Origin of the sequence: Ralstonia flatus, assembly GCF_958439105.1 — a bacterium.
Taxonomy (GTDB): domain Bacteria; phylum Pseudomonadota; class Gammaproteobacteria; order Burkholderiales; family Burkholderiaceae; genus Ralstonia; species Ralstonia flatus.
Genome location: NZ_CAUDLI010000006.1, coordinates 296,589 through 315,696, shown reverse-complemented (window position 1 = coordinate 315,696; position 19,108 = coordinate 296,589). Strand labels below are relative to the sequence as shown.

The following is a 19,108-nucleotide window of genomic DNA, read 5'->3' as shown; positions in this document are numbered from 1 at the left end:
GCGCTTCAGCAAAAAGGGCACCTCCGGGTGCCCTTTTTCATGCCTGCCAGAAACGCTTCAAGACCTCAAACCGGTGCGTGACAAACGGCCTCGATGTTGTGACCGTCGGGGTCGCGCACGAACGCGGCGTAGTAGTTCGGGTGATAGTGCGCGCGCACGCCAGGCGCGCCGTTATCAGTGCCGCCGGCAGCCATCGCAGCGGCGTAGAACGCCTCCACCTCGCCACGCGTATCGACGCGAAAGGCCACGTGCAGCGGCGGCTTGTTCGGCGCCTGCCCCGCCATCGCCGCCGAAATCCAGAACTCCGCCTTGCCCGGTGGGCCAAAGCCGGCCACGTCGGTGTGGCCGGTAACGGCCGCGGGAAACTCCAGCACCTTGGCCAGCCCAATGGCGCCGAGCGCCTGCTCGTAGAACCGCTTGCTGGCGTCGAAATCGCTGACGACGACGCCGGTGTGATCGATCATCCGAATCTCCTTGGTTGGAAACTGGCGCGCAACGGCGCGGCTGCCGCACAATACCGCCCATGACTGCTGCTGACCACCCCACCGCCTTGCCGAACGCTTCCACCGCGGCACGCCCGCCCATCCTCACCGTCCCCATCGCGGCGGTTGCCACCGCGCCGGGGCGCGGCGGCATCGGCGTGGTGCGCGTGTCGGGGCCTGATGTGCGCGTCGTCATGCAAGCCGTGTGCGGGCGCGTGCTGACGCCACGCCAGGCAACGTACCTGCCGTTCCTCGATGCCGACGGCAACGCCATCGATCGCGGCATCGCGCTGTGGTTTCCCGCGCCGCATTCGTACACGGGCGAAGACGTGCTCGAGCTGCAGGGCCACGGCGGCCCCGTCGTGATGCAGCTGCTGCTGCAGCGCTGCCTGGACGCCGGCCGCGAGATCGGCCTGCGCGTGGCCGAGCCCGGCGAGTTCACGCGCCGCGCCTTCCTCAACGACAAGATGGATCTGGCGCAGGCCGAGGCCGTCGCCGATCTGATCGAAGCCAGCACGGAAGCCGCCGCACGTTCGGCGGCGCGTTCGCTCGATGGCGCGTTCTCGCAGGCGGTGCATGCGCTGGTCGAGCGCGTGATCCATCTGCGCATGCTGGTGGAAGCGACGCTGGATTTTCCCGAGGAAGAAATCGACTTCCTGGAGGCGTCCGACGCGCGCGGCCAGCTTGCCGACATTCGTGCGGCCGTTGACGGCGTGCTCGCGCAGGCGCGCCAAGGCGCACTGCTGCGCGAAGGCCTGCACGTGGTGCTGGCGGGGCAGCCGAACGTCGGCAAGTCGTCGCTGCTCAATGCGCTGGCCGGCGCGGAGCTTGCCATCGTCACGCCCATCGCCGGTACCACGCGCGACAAGGTGCAGCAGACGATCCAGATTGAAGGCATCCCGCTGAACATCGTCGACACGGCGGGCCTGCGCGATACGGAAGACGAAGTCGAGCGCATCGGCATCGAGCGCACGTGGGCCGCCATCGCCCGCGCCGATGTCGTGCTGCATCTGCTGGATGCGGCGGACTATCGGGCCAATGGCCTCTCGCCCGAAGACGCCGCGATCGACGCACGCATCGCCGAGCACGTGCCCGCCGGCGTGCCGACGCTGCGCGTCATCAACAAGATCGACCTTTCAGGTGTGGCGGTACCGGGCCGCGTGAATGCAGAGCCGCCGGAGGTCTGGCTATCGGCGCGCGACGGCCTTGGCGTCGAACTGCTGCGCGCGGCGTTGCTGGAGATTGCCGGCTGGCAGGGCGGCGGTGAGGGGCTTTACCTCGCCCGCGAGCGTCATCTCGCTGCGCTGCGCACGGCCCGCGAACATCTGGCCACGGCGGCAGATCATGCGGCACAGCAAGCGCAATCGCTGGACCTGTTTGCCGAGGAGCTGCGGCTTGCGCAGGAGGCGTTGAACAGCATTACGGGGGCGTTTTCCAGCGATGATTTGCTGGGGGTGATTTTTAGTCGGTTTTGTATTGGAAAGTGACCGCCCCATGTCTGCCTACCCCGTTTCCATCAAAGGCGTCCTCCGCGCACCCACCGGCGATGTCGTCCTGCTACTCAATGAACGGGAAGAATGGGAGCTGCCCGGCGGGCGCATCGAACTTGGCGAAACGTCCATCGAATGCCTGGTCCGCGAGATCGCCGAAGAGCTGAACCTGCGCGTGGAAGTGAGCGGGTTGATCGACACGTACCTGTTCGAAGTCGTGCCGGGCAAGCACGTGTTTATTGCCACGTATGCGTGCGCGCTGGTCGGCCCGTTCGAGCCGACCGTCAGTCATGAGCACAAGCGCCTCGGGCTGTTTGCGCCCGAGGCGTTGCCGACGAATTTGCCGGAGGGCTATCGGGCGTCGATAGCGGCGGCATGCAATACGACGATGCGAGCGGGTTAGCGCGCATGGGCCGGGGGCGTTATTACAACTGGTGGCGGCGCGCCGGCGAAACTGCCCAAGGACTCTTCTACGCCAATGGCTGGGCAGCACACATCGCGCACGCGCTTCGCCTTCAAGGACAGCTGCACGTTGATCGCCGTGATGTGACATTACCCTTGCGTGCGCCGCTGGCGGAGCCTCTCAAAGTGGCCTTCGCTTCAGACTTCCATGCAGGGCCGTTGACCGATCCGCGACTGCTGGATGCCGTGCAGCGGGCGATCGCAGACTTCACACCCCACGTTATCCTGCTAGGGGGCGATTTTGTTTCACTGCATCACCGACATATCAGTGGCTTGGCTGCATGCTTGCGGGAACTGCCGGCGCCCGTGGGCAAATTCGGCGTGGTCGGCAATCACGATCTCTGGGTAGATGACACGGTCATCCGGGCGCGGCTGGAAGCGGCGGGCGTGCAGATGCTTGTCAATGAATCCGTACGCCTTGCAGCGCCATACGATGAGCTGCATGTTTGCGGGCTAGATGAGCCCGGTGTAGGGCAACCGGATGCTGGGCGCACCTTCAAAGACGCCGGACCGCGCAGACTGCTGTTGATGCACTCACCGCTCGGCTTGCGACACGTGCGGGCGCATCCGTTTGATCTGGCATTCTGCGGGCACACGCACGGCGGACAGATCGCTCGGCCAAATGGTCGCGCGATCGTGCTGCCTTCGGGCTCGGGCGAACGGCGCTTTGCCAGCGGCTATTTTGAATTGGCGGAGGGGAGGCGGTTGGTGACCAGTCGAGGCATCGGCATGAGCGATTTGCCGATCAGGTTGTTTTCACCATCGGAGGTGCATCTCTACACCTTTCAGATGGCCAGCTAGGCGCTACCTCTCTGAGAACCAATCCCCTCTGCCGCAACTTCGCGGCGGCCCCAAACCAGCAGCGCAGCTCCTTCCGGCCCCGACTCGATACAAGAGTATTCCCGTATACGAGGCGATCCACACGTACTCATCCCATTCGCCGACCAGTTACCCCGAGCGGCAATTGACCGCGGAATCCACGCATCAATTCTGATACATCCAGCCCGTCTGGCGCGCTCGCGATCCGTGATCGCCATGCAAGCCTCCCGCCACTACTGGGTTTGCGCCCGATGGTGCGCTCCTTGCAGTTATCCCAACGCGACCGGTGCGAGCGTCGACGGAGCAATGTCGACCATCGCACGAAGGCGGTAGAGAACGGCGCAATCGGGGATCGGATCGAGCAAGGGCGCGACAGACCGCGGTGTTTATACCGCACGCCTAAGCGTTACCTGCGATCCGATAAATAGCGAAAACAAAAAGGGGACGTTGCGCGAGTGAAACGCCGAGTGCGTTGCGGGGACAGACCTGACCGCTTAAGTCGATACGCCCTCGGCCTGGCACACGTCAGGGGAGAGGCCCGTGAAAAAGACCATCTATTTGTGGGTAGCAATAGGGGAGATGTTCGTTGGCAGCGCGCAAGCACAGGAGATATTTTTGCAAGGCGGTACACAGGGTGCCGGCATTGGGGCGGCGGTCAGCTTCAATTCGATGCTTGGCGCGCATATCGATTTCAATGCGATCAACTTGTCCCACGACTTCAGCTTCGGCGGCAATCGCTACCAGGACGACATTCGACTTCGCCAAGGGGGCATTTACGCCGATATCTTCCCCTTGCGCGGCAGCGGCTTTCGAACCACCGCAGGTGCACGATTTACGGACGACGAGCTCAGCGGCACCTCGGTGCCGACCAATGGCACATATACGTTCGCTGGTAGAGAGCTTCGGGCATTGCCGGGTATGTATGCCGTCGCAAAAGCCCGATATCCAACCGTGATGCCATATTTCGGCATCGGCTACGGCCATCGGCCAGGCTCAAAGGGGTTCGGCTTCATTGCGGACATCGGTGTCGCTTACGGCATACCGAAGTCTTCTTATACCTTGTCGCCGCAATTGGCCGCAAAGGTCGGCCCCGTAAATAGCCAGCTCATTACCACGAACGGCCTGCAGGAGTTGCGCCGCGAAATGTCGCGTTATCGCTGGTATCCGGTAATACAAATCGGGGTGTCATATCGGTTCTGAGTAAGGCCCCTGTTACACCGGCACGCCGGAGCGACTTAAGACCCACGACAGCGATGTAGCCGGCGCGATCAACATGCTGGCGCAAGTCAAAATACGGTAAGGGTGCAGCACTATTGCCGACGCAATGTTGGCGCAGTGACAGGGCATCTAACCGATGCCGCCGACTTGGCAGCGGATGTAGGCCGGCGCCCATCAACATCGAACAGCTCGACTGGGCTGAGGTGATTTTCGTCATGGAACGCAGCTACCAGCGACGCCTGTCGCAAGGGTTTGGTGCGCGGCTACGCGGCAAGCGCGTCGTGTGTCTGGATATTCCCGACAACTACGTGTTCATGCAGCCCGAACTGGTCGCCTTGCTGGAGAAACGCGTTGGTCCGCATCTGCGCGGTTGACTGCAAGGCAGCCGTTCAATCCCGGCCCCAGCGCCAGCGCGGCGGCTCGCCCTTCCACCAGCAAACCAGCACCAGCAGCACTGACACGCCCAGGACGTACAACGAAAAACCCAACTGCGTGCGCCCCGGGTGCAGCCCGACGATGCCGGCCACGAGCAATACGGCATAGATGGCGAGCACCACCCAGCCCTGCCAACGCGAAGGCAAACCCCATCCCCAGCCGTAGCGCTTGGCGGGGAACCAATAGTCGTCGGAATCGGTAGACATCGTTGTTTGGGAAAGCGCGTGCAACGGATGCCCGCTACTGTACTCCCGCACAGAATCGGCGCAACAAACGCCAACAGCCAGCCGGCCATTTACCGCTGGCGGATGTCGTTTGCAACAGAGAAGGGCGCGCAGGGCGCACCGAAGCGGCGGACAATGGCGCACAGGCCATCAACCGCATCTTGCTAGCTTCTGTATCGGGGAGTGGAGCGTTGGTTGAATCCGGAAAGGCTTCCGGTGCGCACAAGGCGTTACGAACCAAGCTCGGCGGAACGGAGGTCGAATGACTTCACACCGCCAGCGGCAGCACCCGATTGGTGCTACCGAAACAATCGCGCGATCTTAGTAGAGCTTCTTCGGCAGCATTTGCGAACGCAGGCGTTTACGCGTACGCGACACAGCGGCAGCCTTCTTGCGCTTGCGCTCGGTCGTCGGCTTTTCGTAAGCGGTGCGGGCGCGCAGTTCCTTGATCAGGCCAGTGCGCTCGATTTCACGGCGGAAGCGGCGCAGTGCAACTTCGACCGGCTCGTTTTCTTTCAGACGGATGGTGGTCATCGGGTCCCTTGCTCAGTATTCGGGTGGACGGCGAAACAGCGGATTATATACCGCCCAGAGGGCGTGCAGTGTAGTTGAATCTGTTTACCGATGCAAGGCACTTCCGATTGTGGCGCAAAGGCCATTTCTTGCCGCAATTTTGCGCAGATGCGTGGCCTTGATACTACGCCGCGAGCAACCACCCGCCAGAGGCAGACGCGGGAGAGGAACGCCGCTTGCTCAACGGGAGCATCTCTCCAGGCCCTTTACCGTGGAACGCGTTCCCAAGTCTGCACCCGCGCCGGTTGCTGCAACGGCCACCCTCCTCGCCGAAGCGCTGCCCGAACAGCTGCGCTATGTGGACGACACACGCCCGGGCTACACCCGGCGCCGGCTGCGCGGCCAATTTGTCTATTTCGACACGCGCGGCCAGCGCATCCGCGACCCGGCGGTCATTGCCCGTATCAACAAGCTGGCGATCCCGCCGGCCTATACCGACGTCTGGATCTGCCCACACGCGGGCGGCCATCTGCAGGCGACGGGGCGGGACGCGCGTGGGCGCAAGCAATATCGCTATCACGCAGAATGGCGCGCCTTTCGCGATGCCGATAAATACGGGCGGCTGCTGGCCTTCGGGGCGGTGCTGCCGCGGGTGCGTGAGGCGATCACCGCTCACTTGGAGGCGCCGGGCCTGTCGCGCGAAAAGATGCTGGCGACGGTGGTCTACCTGCTGGACGTGACGCTGGTGCGCGTGGGCAACGCGGCGTATGCGCGCGACAACCGCTCCTATGGGCTCACGACGCTGCGCAATCGGCATGTGGAGGTGCACGGCAACACGGTGCGCTTTCAGTTTCGCGGCAAGAGCGGCGTGGAGCACGACGTGTCGGTATCGGATCCGCGCCTGGCGCGCATCATCCGGCGCTGCGTTGATCTTCCGGGGCAGGAGTTATTCCAGTACATCGACGAAGCTGGGGACCGCCGCGTAGTCGATTCCACGGATGTGAATGCATACTTAGAAGAGATTTCCGGCGCGGATTTCACAGCAAAAGACTACCGCACGTGGGCGGGCAGCGTGCTTGCGCTGGACCTGCTGCGCGGGCGACCGGCGACCAATGCCACGGAGGCGCGCAGGCAAGTGGTGGAGGCCGTCGCAACGGTTGCCCAGCGCTTGGGCAACACGCCGGCTGTCTGCCGCAAATGCTATGTGCATCCCGCCGTGGTGGACGCCTTCCTGGCGGGCGAGCTGGAAGCATTGCCCCCGGTTCGGGCACGCAAGGGCCTGCGACGCGAAGAGGTGGCGCTGCTTCGATTTCTCGAACACACCGCCGAGGCAAACGGCGCGGGCAAAAAAAAGCCCGCCTGAACAAGGCGGGCTTTCGAGCGAACAGACGCCAACTTACTTCGATTGCTGCGGCGTCATGTCCGGCGTGGCGGGCGCGACGCCCGGAGCAGCCGTCGGCTGCGCCTGCCGTGCGGCCACGGTGGTGCTCTGCTCCTGCAGGCCACCGCCGAGCGCCGTGTACAGATCGATGGCGTTGGTCAGGCGCGCCAGACGCGTCTGCACCAGCGTCTGATCGGCGCTGAACAGATCGCGCTGCGCATCGAGCACGTCGAGGAAGCTCGACACGCCGTTGCGATAGCGCTGGTCAGACAGCGTCAGGCGATCGGCCGTGGCATCGCGGAAGCGCTTCTGCGCGGCCACCTGCTCTTCCAGCGTGCCGCGCGCCACGAGGGCGTCGGACACCTCGCGGAAGGCCGTCTGGATCGTCTTCTCGTAGTTGGCAACCGCAATCTTCTGGTTGGTCTTGGTCAAGTCCAGGTTGAAGATGTTGGTGCCCCAGTTGAAGATCGGCAGCGTCAGGTTCGGCACGAACGACCAAAACCCCGTTCCGCTCTTGAACAGATCATGCAGCGCGCCGCTTGCCGTGCCCACGTTGGACGTCAGCCCGATGCTCGGGAAGAACGCCGCACGCGCCACGCCAATGTTGGCGTTGGCGGCAATCAGCTTCTGCTCGGCCTGGCGGATGTCGGGGCGCTGCTCCAGCAGCTCCGACGGCACACCCGGGGGAATGTCGGCCACGATCTTCTCAGACGACACCGTGGTCGGCGCAGGCAGGTCGGCCGGCAACGGCGCCCCGACCAGCAGCATCAGCGCGTTGGTCGCCTGGGCGTACTGGCGCGTGAGCTGAGCCACCGACACGCGCGCCGATTCCACCAGCGTCTCGGTCTGGCGTAGGTCCAGTGCGGACGAAGCACCCACGTCAAAACGCTGCTTGGCCAGCTTGTAGTAGTCCTCGCGGCCCTTCAGGGTCTGCTGGGCCAGGTCCAGCTGCTCGGCATAGGCGCGCTCGTTCAGGTAAGCCTTGGCCACCTGCGAGATCAGGCTGATCTGCGCAGCACGCCGGCCCTCGTCCGTCGCCAGATAACTCGCACGCGCAGACGACGTGACGTCGCCCACGCTGAACAGGTTCACCTGGTAGTTGCTGATGCCCACGCCAAGCTGGTACTGCTTGGTGTAGATGTCGCCGCCGGTGGTGGAGATCGACGGCGGCGTATGGCTGCGCGTGTACGTGGCAGACGCGTTGACCGGCGGCAGCAGGTCGGCGATCTGCAGACGGTACTGCGCACGTGCGGCCTCGACGTTGAGCATGGCCACGCGCAGGTCGCGGTTGTTCTCGAGCGCCAGGCCGATCAGCTTCTGCAGCCGCGCATCGGGGAAGAACTCGCGCCAGCCCAGTTCGGTCGCGCGGGGCGCGTTCTCGCCGGGCTTGGCGGAGTCCGCCGGCACGGCATAGCCGGCCGGTGCCTGCGGATACGCGCTTGTGATCGGAGCATCCGGGCGCTCATAGGTCGGCGCCAGCGAGCAGCCGGACAACACGCCGGCAGCCAGCAAGAGCGCCGGCAGCAGCGCGGGGGTTCGAAAGGTCATCGTTTTCTGCATGTTCAGATTTCCTCGTCCAGCGGACGGTGCGCGGCATCCAGACGGCGTTGACGCTCGCTGCCCTTGAAGATGCGGCGGACCACCACGAAGAACACAGGCACCAGCACCACGGCCAGCACCGTCGCGGTGAACATCCCGCCCATCACGCCGGTACCGATGGCGCGTTGGCTGGCGGAGCTGGCGCCCGTGGCAATCGCCAGCGGCAGCACACCCAGGATGAAGGCGAACGACGTCATGATGATCGGGCGGAACCGCAGGTGCACGGCTTCCAGCGTCGCCTCGATCAGGCCCTTGCCTTGCGCCTGCAAGTCCTTCGCAAACTCGATGATCAGAATTGCGTTCTTGGCGGACAGGCCCACCACCGCAATCAGGCCGACCTTGAAGTACACGTCATCCGGCATCGCGCGCAGCGTCACGCCCAGCAGTGCGCCAAGCACACCCAGCGGCACCACCAGAATCACCGCCGCCGGGATCGACCAGCTTTCGTACAGCGCCGCCAGCACCAGGAACACCGCCAGCAGCGACAGCGCGTACAGCGCCGGCGCCTGCGAGCCCGAGGCCTTTTCCTGCAGCGACTGGCCCGTCCACTCGTAGCCGATACCGGCCGGCAGCTTGGCCGCCAGGCGTTCCATCTCGGCCATGGCGTCACCCGAGCTGGCACCCGGTGCAGCCGCACCCGAAAGGCGGACTGCCGGATAGCCGTTGTAGCGCACGAGCTGCACCGGGCCGACGATCCAGTGGCCCTTGGCGAACGTCGACATCGGAACCATGTTGCCCTGACTGTTGCGCACGTACAGGTTCATGATGTCTTCGGGCTGCATGCGGTTGATCTTGTCCGCTTGCACGATCACACGCTGCTGACGACCGTAGTTCGGGAAGTCGTTGGCGTACGCCGAACCCAGCGCCGTCGACAGCACGGCGTTGATGTCGGTGAACGAGACACCCAGCGCATTGGCCTTCTCGCGGTCGATATCCACCTGGTACTGCGGCGAATCTTCCAGACCTTCCGGCCGCATGCCGGTGATGATCTTGCTTTGCGCCGCCATCCCCATCAGCTGATTGCGGGCTGCCATCAGCGCGTCGTGGCCCAGGCCCGCGCGGTCCTGCAGACGGAACGTGAAGCCCGTTGCGTTACCCAGTTCCGGAATCGGCGGCGGGTTCAGCGGGAAGACGATCGCATCGCGGATGCCGCCGAACAGCGCACCAAAGGCACGGCCGGCCACGGCATCAGCGGTTTGGTCCTTGCCCTTGCGCTCGCTCCAGTCCTTGAACGGGGTGAACACGATACCGGCGTTCGGGCCGTTACCCGAGAAGCTGAAACCCTGCACGGCAACGATGTTCTCGACCGCCTTTTCCTGCTTGTAGTAGTTCTCGACCTGCTTGATCACTTCCAGCGTGCGGTTGGCCGAGGCACCCGGCGGCAACTGGATGTTGGTCACGATGTAGCCCTGGTCTTCGGTCGGCAGGAACGAAGACGGCAGGCGCAGGAACAGGAACACCACCGCAGCGATCAGCACCGCGTAGATGACCATGTAGCGGAAGGTCTTCTTCAGGATGCGTTCCACGAAGCTCTGGTAGCGGTTCGTGGTGGTGCTGAACATGCGGTTGAACCAGCCGAAGAAGCCTTTCTTCTCGTGGTGCGAACCCTTCTCGATCGGCTTGAGCAGCGTCGAGCACAGTGCCGGCGTGAGCGTCAGCGCCATGAGAGCCGAGAAGAAGATCGACGACACCATCGACAGCGAGAACTGGCGATAGATCGCGCCCACCGAGCCCGAGAAGAACGCCATCGGGATGAACACGGCCATCAGCACCAGCGTAATACCGATGATGGCGCCCGTGATCTGGCCCATGGCCTTGCGGGTCGCTTCGCGCGGGGGCAGGCCTTCTTCGGCCATGATCCGCTCGACGTTTTCCACCACCACGATGGCATCGTCAACGAGAATACCGATCGCCAGCACGAGGCCGAACATCGTCAGCACGTTGATCGAGAAGCCCATCGCGTTCATGACGGCAAACGCGCCCAGCAGCGAGATCGGCACCACGATCGACGGCACCAGCGTGTAGCGGATGTTCTGCAGGAACAGCAGCATCACCAGGAACACCAGCACCATGGCCTCGAACAGCGTCTTGACCACTTCCTCGATCGAGATCTGGACAAACTTCGAGGTGTCGTACGGCACCTTGTATTCCACGCCGGCCGGGAAGTACTTCGAGAGTTCTTCCAGCTTGGCCTTCACGGCCTTGGCGGTGCCCAGCGCGTTACCCGTGGGCGAGAGCTGCACACCAATGGCCGAGATCGGCTGACCGTTGATCCGCGCAGACGTCGAGTAGGTCTGGCCGCCGAGTTCCAGGCGCGCCACGTCCTTCACGCGCACCAGCGAACCGTCCGGCTTGGCCACCAGCACGATGTTGCCGAACTGCTCGGTGGTCGTGAGCTGACCTTCCACCACGACGGTCGCCGCGAGCGGCTGGTCGGAGACGGACGGCAGATCGCCGATCGTACCGGCCGAGACCAGCGCGTTCTGCGCACGGATGGCGTTGTAGACGTCCGTCGGGGTCAGCTTGTAGCCGACCAGCTTGGCCGGATCGATCCAGACGCGCATTGCGCGCTCCGTACCGAACAGCACCGCCTGACCCACGCCCGGCACGCGCTTGATTTCGTTCAGCACGTTGCGCGAGATGTAGTCGCCCAGTGCCACCGGGTCCATCTTGCCGTCGGTGGATGCCAGTGTGGCGAACAGCAGGAAGTTCGAGCGGGCCTTGTCGACCTGCACACCCTGCTGGGTCACCTGCGAAGGCAGACGCGCTTCCACGCGCTTCAGGCGGTTCTGCACGTCCACCTGCGCCAGTGCCGGATCGGTACCGGCCTTGAACGTCACGGTGATCTGCGCCTGGCCGTTACCGCCCTGGCTGACCGACTCCATATAGAGCAGGCCGTCCGCACCGTTCATTTCCTGCTCGATGATGCTGGTGACGGATTCGTCCAGCGTCTTCGCATTGGCGCCCGGATACGTTGCCGTGATGATGACGGACGGCGGTGCAATGGTCGGGTACTGCGAGATTGGCAGCTGGGTGATCGAAATCGCCCCGGCAAGAATGATGAACAGCGCGAGCACCCAGGCAAAGACCGGGCGATCGATAAAAAACTTTGCCATGCGATGGCTCCTTGTTTACTGCTTGGCTGCCGGTGCGCTGGCAGCGGGAGTGCTTGCAGCAGGGGCGCTGGCTGCCGGTGCGGGTGCCGCGCCGCTACCCTGGCCGCCCTGACCTTGCGGGGCCTTGCCCTGGCCGGCGGGCATCGGCTGCCACGGCACGGCCTTGACCGGGGCGCCCGGACGAACCTTCTGCAGGCCGTCGACGATTACCTTGTCGCCCGCCTTCAGGCCGCTGGAGACGATCCATTCCGTGCCGGTCGAGCGGTCGGCCTGGACCTGGCGCACAGCGGCCATGCCCTTTTCGTCGACGACCATGACGGAGGCGCCGTCCGGGCTGCGCGTCACGGCTTGTTGCGGCACCGTGATGGCCTGCTCGTCCACGGCCTGCTCCAGGCGGGCACGCACGTACATGCCCGGCAGCAGCGTGCGGTCGGCGTTCGGAACAATCGCGCGCAGCGTGATCGTGCCCGTGGCCGGGTCCACCGTCAGGTCCGAGAAGTAGAGCTTGCCCGATTGGGCATAGGCGCGGCCGTCTTCCGTCACGAGCGTGACCTTGGCCGCATCGCCACCGGCCTTGGCCAGCTTGCCGTCCTTGAGCGCCTGCTGCAGACGCATCACTTCGGTGCTCGACTGCGTGAAGGTCAGGTAGATCGGGTCGATCTGCTGCACGGTCGTCAGCAGCGTCGCCTCGCCCTGGCCCACGAGCGCCCCTTCGGTGACCTGTGCCAGACCGGCACGGCCGGAGATGGGCGAAGTCACGCTGGCGTAGCCGACGTTCAGCTTGGCGGTTTCCACGGCAGCGCGGGCGGCGGCCACGTCGGCGGTGGCTTGCTTGGCGGCGGCGGTGGCGTCGTCGTAGTCCTGCTTGCTGATGGCGTTGGTGGCGACCAGCGGCTTGTAGCGCTCAGCCTTCAACTGCGCCTGCGTTTGCGTGGCTTCCGAGCGCGCAAGCTGCGCCTTGGCGCTGTCCAGCGACGCCTGATACTGCGCCGGATCGATCTGGAACAACTGCTGGCCGGCCTTCACGTCACTGCCTTCAGCGTAGGTGCGCTTGAGCACAATGCCCGCGACCCGTGCGCGCACCTGCGCCACACGCGTGGCCTCCAGGCGGCCCGGCAACTCGCTGGTCAGGCCAACGGAGTGCGGCTGCACGGTCACAACGCCGACTTCGGTCGGAGGCATGCCGGCGCCGCCCGGCCCTTGTGCCTGCTTGTTGCCGCAGGCTGCAAGTGCCACCACCATGAATGCGGCGGCAGCGAGTTGGTGATAACGGCGGGTGTTCGTCATAGATGACCCCATGTGGCGATAAGCGGAATGCCGGGTGCCGCAACGCCGCGCAAACGAGTGCGACGCCGGCAAGCCGTCAGCGAAACCAAAAAACACAAAACGAAAACGTCCGATGCTAGCTGCATCTCGCGGCATGCGATATGGCCTTTGCGACGAACTCGCAACAACTCGGACCAGAATGCTAAGACGCGGGAGCGATCGGCAGTCGATCTCCGGCCCGCCGACCGACAGACATGAAGTCGGCCCCGGGCCGCTTGCCCGCATGGATGTGGCGCATACGGCCATGGGCAAGCGACGGAGTGCGCGCTATTATAGATACGTTCGCGTATGTATGTAAGTCTCGCCCTCGACGAATAGGGACTCCGTTGACACTTTTCCGGAGTTCGTAGCAATGACGGCGATCGAGCGAACAGGCAGCGAATACCGCGTTGCGACAAGCATTGTCAGCCAACGGACCTGCTGCCGCGTTGTGCGGGGCGCAATGGTGCGTTGCCTGGAATTGTGCATTGCACAAAAGCCAATCGAAAGAACGCCGGACGAGATGCCCCGGCGTTCCTCTGGAAGATCATGGTCAGACGAACGAAGGAAGAAGCCCTGGAAACACGTAACCGCATTCTGGATGCGGCGGAAGACGTGTTCTATGCGCGCGGCGTGGCACGCACATCGCTGTCGGATATCGCGCAGGCCGCGGGCGTGACGCGCGGCGCCATCTATTGGCACTTCCGTAACAAGACCGACGTCTTCGCCGCCATGTGCGAGCGCGTGAAGCTGCCGATGGAAACGATGTGCACCCCACTTGGTGTGGAGGCCGATGACCCGCTGGGCGAACTGCGCACGGTGGGCAACTTCCTGCTGCGGCAACTCGTGGAAGACGCACACTGGCGCAAGGTCTTCGAGATCATGTTCAACAAGTGCGAGTTCGTCGAAGACACAAGCCCCATCCTCAAGCGTCAGCAGGAGTCGTTTGAGGAAGGCATGGCCCATCTGACGAGCATCATCGAACAGGCGACGCGGCGCGGACAACTGCCGGCCGACCTCGACATCCCGCTGGCCGTGGCCCATTTTCATGCCACGTTCAACGGCATCATGGGCGATTACCTGTTCTACCCGGATGCTTCCAGCCTCGCCACCAAGCGCGAGCGCTTGCTGGATGCCTGTATCGACACCCTCAAATATGCGCCGTCGCTGCGGCTGGAGCCGGCAGCGGCAGCGGCCGCCCGCGCCGGGGCCTCGGCATGAACGCGCCGGTGTTCGATCAGATGGTCTTTGCCGGCGGCGGCAACCGCTGCTGGTGGCAGGCCGGCTGGTGGGACGTCGTGCAGCCTGAGCTGGGCCTGGCGCCGCGCGTGATTGCCGGCATCTCGGCCGGCGCGTCGACGGCGTGCATGCTGCATGCATGGAATTCCGCCGAGCTGATGGATTACTACGCCGAAGCCCTGCGTCAAAACACCCGCAATGCCCATTGGGGCAACCTGCTGCGCGGCGAGCGCGTGTTTCCGCACTACGGCATGTACCGCACGGCGCTGCTGACGGTGTTCGGCGAGGGCCGCTTCGCGCGGCTGGCGCAGGCGCCCGAGATCCGCATCGGCGTGGCACATATCCCGCGCTGGCTGGGCGCACGCTCGGCGGTGGCAGCGGGGCTGATTGCGTACAACATCGAAAAGCACGTTCGCAAGACGCTGCACCCGACGCTGGGCAAGCGCCTCGGCTTCACGCCGGAAATCGTGCGCGCACAGGATTGCGCCACCCCGGAAGACTTGGCGGACCTGCTGCTGCAATCCGCCTCCACGCCGCCGTTCACCCCGGTGCTGCGGCGTGCGGGGCGGCCGGTGCTCGACGGCGGCATGGTCGACAACGTGCCCGTGCACGCGCTGGACGCCACGCCGGGCGACGCGCTGGTGCTGGTCACGCGTCTGTACCCGCGGCCGACGTATTTCCGCATGGACGTGCCGGTGGCGGACGGCGTGCAGCGCCGCTTTTATGTACAGCCCTCGCGCAAGGTCCCCATTTCGAGCTGGGATTACACCCGCCCCGGCGCCATGCGCGACGCCTATGCGCTCGGCCGTCATGACGGCGAAACCTTCCTGCGAGAACTTCCACGCGGGTTCGCCACGGCGGTGGCTGCGTAACCACCTCCTCCAAGACAGGCGGCGGGCGCGCCGCTTGCTCCACATGGCGCGCCCGCCGGCGTGCCGCCCAGGTCGTCCGGCCGATGCTTCTTCGACGGATGCTTCATGCCCGCAAACCCTGCACATGCGTTTGACCTGATCGTGATCGGCGCCGGTTCGGCCGGGCTCGCAGCTGCGCGCCGATCTGCGCAACTTGGCGCGCGCACGCTGCTGATCGACCGTGCGCAAGTCGGTGGCACCTGCGTCAACCGCGGATGCGTACCGAAGAAGCTGCTCGGCTACGGCGCCGCCTGGTCGCAGACGATGGCTCGGTGCTTGCGCGCAGCAGACACCTCCCGCACCTCGGTCGCCTGGGCCGATGCCATCGCCCGCACGCGCGCCGAAGTCGCGCGGCTGCACGAAGCGCATTTCGCCCAGCTGGCGGATACCGGCGTGCAATGGCTGAGCGGCATGGCGTCGCTGCGCGGCCGCGGCATCGTCCGCTTGCAAACCGAATCCGGCAAGACCACGCTGCGCGCGCGCCAGATCGTGCTGGCCGCCGGCGCGCGACCCACGCCGCTCCCCGTACCCGGCGCGGAGCTGGCCTGCACTTCCGACGACGTGTTCGGCTGGGACGCGCTGCCCGCCTCCCTCGTCATCGCGGGCGGCGGTGTTGTCGCGGTGGAAATGGCGTCGACGCTGGCGCGCTTCGGCGTGCGCGTGACCGTGCTGACGCGCGACGCGCGCGTGCTACCGGAATTCGATGCCACGGTGGCCGAGGCCGCCGCACAGTCGCTGGCTGGCTGCGGCGTCGACCTGATCCTGAACGCCGACGTCGTCCGCATCGAACACGATGCCGTAAACGGTGGCGGGGTGTCCGTCTACGCGAGCACCGAGGGCAGCGGCGCTCCGCGCGTGCTGCGCGCCCAGCGTGTCATGAGCGCCATCGGCCGCGCGCCGAACATCGCCGGCCTTGGCCTGGACGCTGCCGGCGTCACGCTCGATGCGCACGGGCGCATTGCCGTCGACCGCCACTTCCGTACGCGCGCCCGTGGCGTCCACGCAGTCGGCGACGTCTGCGGCGGCAGCCCGCTGCAATTGACGCCGGTGGCCGCCGCGCAGGGCCGCTACGTGGCCGAACGCCTGTTCGGCAAAGGCATCAAGCTGCCCGACATGAACACCGTGCCGATGGCCGTGTTCTGCGATCCGGCCATTGCCAGCGTGGGCCTGACCGAGGCCGACGCCCGCGCGCGCTGGCCTGAATTGGGCAAACGCGGCTCAGACATCGACAAACGGGCCCCGGCCGACCGCATCGACGTGGTCGTCCGCCGCTTTGTCTCGCTGGAACAGCGCTTTGCGGGCTCCGGAAGGGAGTCGCTCATTAAGCTGGTATGCAACGCGCGCAGCGGCCGCATTCTCGGCGCGCACATCGTCGACAGCGCGGCGCCGGAGATCATCCAGGCGCTCGCGGTGGCGGTGCGCATGGGCGTGCGGCTCAAGCATCTGCAGTCCACCGTGGGGCTGCACCCGACCGTGGCGGAGGAATTGCTGAGCATGTAAGCGCACTCATTCAATTTTCCTGATCCCGCCCTGCAAATCCATGCACGTTACTGGCGCGGCGTCGGCGCAGAATGGCAGACATATTCTTCAGGAAATTTGACATGCTCCCCGTGCTTTATTTGTCCCATGGCTCGCCCATGCTGGCGGCCGATCCCGGCCCCGTCGGCAAGATGCTCGCGGCGCTCGGGCAAGAGATGGCTGCGCTCAAGCCGCGCGCCATCGTCGTGGTGTCGCCGCACTGGATGACTCGCCGGCCGGCTGTCACCGCCCGCGCGCAGCAGGAAGCCTGGCACGACTTCGGCGGCTTCCCGCCGCAGCTCTACGCCCTGAAATACGCCCCGCCGGGCGCGCCGGACCTGGCCGAACGCATCCGCACGCTGATCGACGGCAACATCGTCCCCGGGCTGGAAGAGCAGGCCTCTACCGTGCTGGACCCGCGTCAACCGCTGGACCATGGCGCCTGGGTGCCGCTGATGCTGATGTTTCCCGAGGCGACAATCCCCGTGGTGCAGGTGTCGTTGATGCCGGGCTTGTCACCGGCGTGCCAGATGGCGATGGGACGCACGCTCGCGCCGCTGCGCGACGAGGGCGTGCTGATTGTCGGCTCCGGCAGCTTCACGCACAACCTGCGCGCGCTGATGCGCGGCCCGGGCATGGCGCAGCACGGCGTGCCGGTCGAACCTTGGGTGACGGCCTTCCGCGAATGGATGATCGAGACGATGACTGACGGCATCCGCAGCGGCGATTTCACCCGCTTCTGCGATTACCGTGCGCAAGCCCCGAACGCCGCCCACGCCCACCCGACCGACGAACACCTGATGCCGCTGTACGTGGCGCTGGGCGCCGCGATGGGGCAGCCGAGCCAGGCCACGCCGGGCGGCGTGCAGGCTCAGCACGTGGTCGATACGGTGACGTACGGATCGCTGGCGATGGACAGCTTCCGCTTTGACGGCGCGGGCGCCAATCAGCCGCAGCTGCGCGCCGCGGCTTGATTGACGGAAACGACGGGCAGGACGACTGGCGTTATGCGCGGATCAGCGCAGGCGCCAGTGCCGTAGGATTGACCACGCTGTCGACGTTGCCCTGCAGAACATCGAGGATGTTCTGGAACGCGATGCTGAAGTACAGCTCGTAGCCTTCGCGCTCGACGTAGCCGATGTGCGGCGTGCAGATGCAGTTCTCCATGCGCAGCAAGGTGTGGCCCTGCAGGATGGGCTCCGTTTCAAACACGTCGATGGCGGCCATGCCCGGGCGACCGCGGTTGAGCGACGTCACCAGGCCGTTTTCTTCCACCAGCTCGGCACGACTCGTGTTGACGAACAGGGCGGTCGGCTTCATGCGCGTGAGGTCGGCCACCGTGACGATGCCGCGCGTTTCGTCGTTCAGGCGCAGGTGGACGGACAGCACATCGGACTGCTCGAACAGCGCTTCCTTCGAATCCGCAACGGCAAAGCCGTCGGCGCGGGCCCGCTCTTGCGAGCCTTCGCGGCCCCACACCAGCACATTCATGCCGAAAGCGCGGCCGTAGCCGGCCACGAGCTGGCCAATCTTGCCGTAGCCGAAGATGCCCAGCGTCTGGCCCTTCAGGACGCGGCCAATGCCAAAGTTGGGCGGCATCGTCGTGGATTTCAGCCCCGACTGCTGCCACGCCCCATGCTTGAGGCTCGCCACGTATTGCGGAATACGGCGCTGTGCGGCCATCACCAGCGCCCAGGTCAGCTCGGCCGGCGCCACGGGCGAGCCCTTGCCCTCCAGCACCACCACACCCTTGTCGGTGCAGGCATCCAGATCGATATGGCCGCCCGAGTCGCGCGATACGCGGCCCGTCTGGCTGATGATCTTGAGTTTGGGCAGCCGATCAAGCAACTGACGCGTCACGCGCGTGCGCTCCCGGATCAGCACAATGGCTTCAACGTCCGCCACGCGTGCGGCCAATTGCCCCACACCTTTGACGGTGTTGTTGAACACTTTGACTTCGTGGTCTTGCAGCAGGCTGAAGCAGTCCAGCTTGCGAACAGCGTCTTGGTAGTCGTCCAGTACGGCAATCTTCATCGACATCTCACTTCGAACAATGGTGCGCAGCAAAAAACAGCGATCCCTCGCGGTGGTATTCTTCCCATCCCTCGTCGCACGACAATCCGTGTCGACGTTCGGAATTGCCCGCCGCGGGCACGCAATTTGCGCAGCCCCGCTGGTGACGAGTCCTTGTTCTAGGGTCTGTTGACCTTGGTCCCGCCACTTTAGCGCACGCGGCCCCCGCTGCCCGGAAAAACCCACCTTCCGCCAGCGCACCGCTTTGTAACTGAATGTGAAATCAGCACGGCTACCGTCCCTCCGCCTGCCTCACCTCTCCCTCTGGAAACCGCTGATCCGGCCCGCTTCCGATGCGCCGTCGATCGCTTTCCACACCGCCG

The 19,108-nt window shown here is 65.0% G+C and carries 16 protein-coding genes and 1 pseudogene; 10 read left to right on the top strand and 7 right to left on the bottom strand.

The window, feature by feature from the left end; genetic code table 11:
* Positions 1-65: 65 nt before the first annotated feature.
* Entirely contained in the window at positions 66-464 is a 399-nt protein-coding gene (locus tag R2676_RS16175; protein WP_102064201.1) for a VOC family protein, read from the bottom strand.
* A gap of 59 nt (positions 465-523) precedes the next feature.
* Between R2676_RS16175 and mnmE the strand changes: the two genes are divergently transcribed.
* The 5 genes and pseudogenes from mnmE to R2676_RS16150 all read left to right on the top strand — a co-directional run bounded on the left by mnmE (position 524) and on the right by R2676_RS16150 (position 4,845).
* On the top strand, positions 524-1,969 hold the full coding sequence (gene mnmE, locus R2676_RS16170; RefSeq protein ID WP_206272440.1) for a tRNA uridine-5-carboxymethylaminomethyl(34) synthesis GTPase MnmE: 1,446 nt from the start codon (positions 524-526) through the stop codon (positions 1,967-1,969).
* A gap of 7 nt (positions 1,970-1,976) precedes the next feature.
* On the top strand, positions 1,977-2,375 hold the full coding sequence (locus R2676_RS16165; RefSeq protein ID WP_206272441.1) for an NUDIX hydrolase: 399 nt from the start codon (positions 1,977-1,979) through the stop codon (positions 2,373-2,375).
* Complete coding sequence (locus tag R2676_RS16160) at positions 2,348-3,235, top strand: metallophosphoesterase (RefSeq protein WP_316857345.1); 888 nt, start codon at positions 2,348-2,350, stop codon at positions 3,233-3,235. The genes R2676_RS16165 and R2676_RS16160 overlap by 28 nt, the downstream gene beginning before the upstream one ends.
* A gap of 558 nt (positions 3,236-3,793) precedes the next feature.
* The gene (locus tag R2676_RS16155) at positions 3,794-4,453 is read left to right on the top strand and encodes a hypothetical protein (protein WP_206272442.1); all 660 of its coding nucleotides are present in this window, start codon (positions 3,794-3,796) and stop codon (positions 4,451-4,453) included.
* A gap of 102 nt (positions 4,454-4,555) precedes the next feature.
* Positions 4,556-4,845: pseudogene (locus tag R2676_RS16150) on the top strand (phosphotyrosine protein phosphatase).
* 15 nt (positions 4,846-4,860) lie between these two features.
* On the opposite strand, the gene R2676_RS16145 reads toward R2676_RS16150, so the two are convergent.
* The gene (locus tag R2676_RS16145; RefSeq protein WP_206272443.1) at positions 4,861-5,112 is read right to left on the bottom strand and encodes a hypothetical protein; all 252 of its coding nucleotides are present in this window, start codon (positions 5,110-5,112) and stop codon (positions 4,861-4,863) included.
* A gap of 339 nt (positions 5,113-5,451) precedes the next feature.
* Positions 5,452-5,664, bottom strand: coding sequence for a 30S ribosomal protein S21 (gene rpsU, locus R2676_RS16140; RefSeq protein ID WP_003262970.1), 213 nt, complete (start codon positions 5,662-5,664; stop codon positions 5,452-5,454).
* Between the two features lie 250 nt (positions 5,665-5,914).
* Here rpsU and R2676_RS16135 point away from each other — a divergent pair, with 250 nt between their 5' ends.
* Positions 5,915-7,006 carry a DNA topoisomerase IB gene (locus R2676_RS16135; protein ID WP_206272444.1) on the top strand — a complete coding sequence of 364 codons (1,092 nt, stop codon included), beginning with the start codon at positions 5,915-5,917 and terminating at the stop codon, positions 7,004-7,006.
* A 33-nt stretch (positions 7,007-7,039) separates the two neighbouring features.
* On the opposite strand, the gene R2676_RS16130 is transcribed toward R2676_RS16135, so the two are convergent.
* Genes R2676_RS16130 through R2676_RS16120 form a run of 3 tightly spaced genes read right to left on the bottom strand, consistent with a single transcriptional unit; the run spans position 7,040 to position 13,026 of the window.
* Positions 7,040-8,584, bottom strand: coding sequence for an efflux transporter outer membrane subunit (locus R2676_RS16130; RefSeq protein WP_316857343.1), 1,545 nt, complete (start codon positions 8,582-8,584; stop codon positions 7,040-7,042).
* A 2-nt stretch (positions 8,585-8,586) separates the two neighbouring features.
* Positions 8,587-11,739, bottom strand: a complete 3,153-nt coding sequence (locus tag R2676_RS16125) for an efflux RND transporter permease subunit (protein WP_027678629.1) — start codon at positions 11,737-11,739, stop codon at positions 8,587-8,589.
* 15 nt (positions 11,740-11,754) lie between these two features.
* Positions 11,755-13,026 (bottom strand): efflux RND transporter periplasmic adaptor subunit, encoded by a 1,272-nt coding sequence (locus R2676_RS16120; protein WP_027678630.1) that lies wholly within the window; start codon positions 13,024-13,026, stop codon positions 11,755-11,757.
* 567 nt (positions 13,027-13,593) lie between these two features.
* Between R2676_RS16120 and R2676_RS16115 the strand changes: the two genes are divergently transcribed.
* From R2676_RS16115 to R2676_RS16100, 4 genes are all read left to right on the top strand, one after another.
* A complete protein-coding gene (locus R2676_RS16115) occupies positions 13,594-14,265 on the top strand; it encodes a TetR family transcriptional regulator (RefSeq protein WP_027678631.1) in 672 nt (223 codons plus the stop codon).
* Complete coding sequence (locus R2676_RS16110; protein ID WP_206272446.1) at positions 14,262-15,155, top strand: patatin-like phospholipase family protein; 894 nt, start codon at positions 14,262-14,264, stop codon at positions 15,153-15,155. The genes R2676_RS16115 and R2676_RS16110 overlap by 4 nt, the downstream gene beginning before the upstream one ends.
* Positions 15,156-15,260: 105 nt before the next feature.
* On the top strand, positions 15,261-16,694 hold the full coding sequence (locus R2676_RS16105; RefSeq protein ID WP_206272447.1) for a dihydrolipoyl dehydrogenase family protein: 1,434 nt from the start codon (positions 15,261-15,263) through the stop codon (positions 16,692-16,694).
* 101 nt (positions 16,695-16,795) lie between these two features.
* Complete coding sequence (locus tag R2676_RS16100) at positions 16,796-17,686, top strand: DODA-type extradiol aromatic ring-opening family dioxygenase (RefSeq protein ID WP_206272448.1); 891 nt, start codon at positions 16,796-16,798, stop codon at positions 17,684-17,686.
* A 31-nt stretch (positions 17,687-17,717) separates the two neighbouring features.
* Here the strand turns inward: R2676_RS16100 and R2676_RS16095 are convergent, their stop codons facing one another.
* Entirely contained in the window at positions 17,718-18,746 is a 1,029-nt protein-coding gene (locus tag R2676_RS16095) for a D-2-hydroxyacid dehydrogenase family protein (RefSeq protein ID WP_206272449.1), read from the bottom strand.
* Positions 18,747-19,108: the final 362 nt, after the last annotated feature.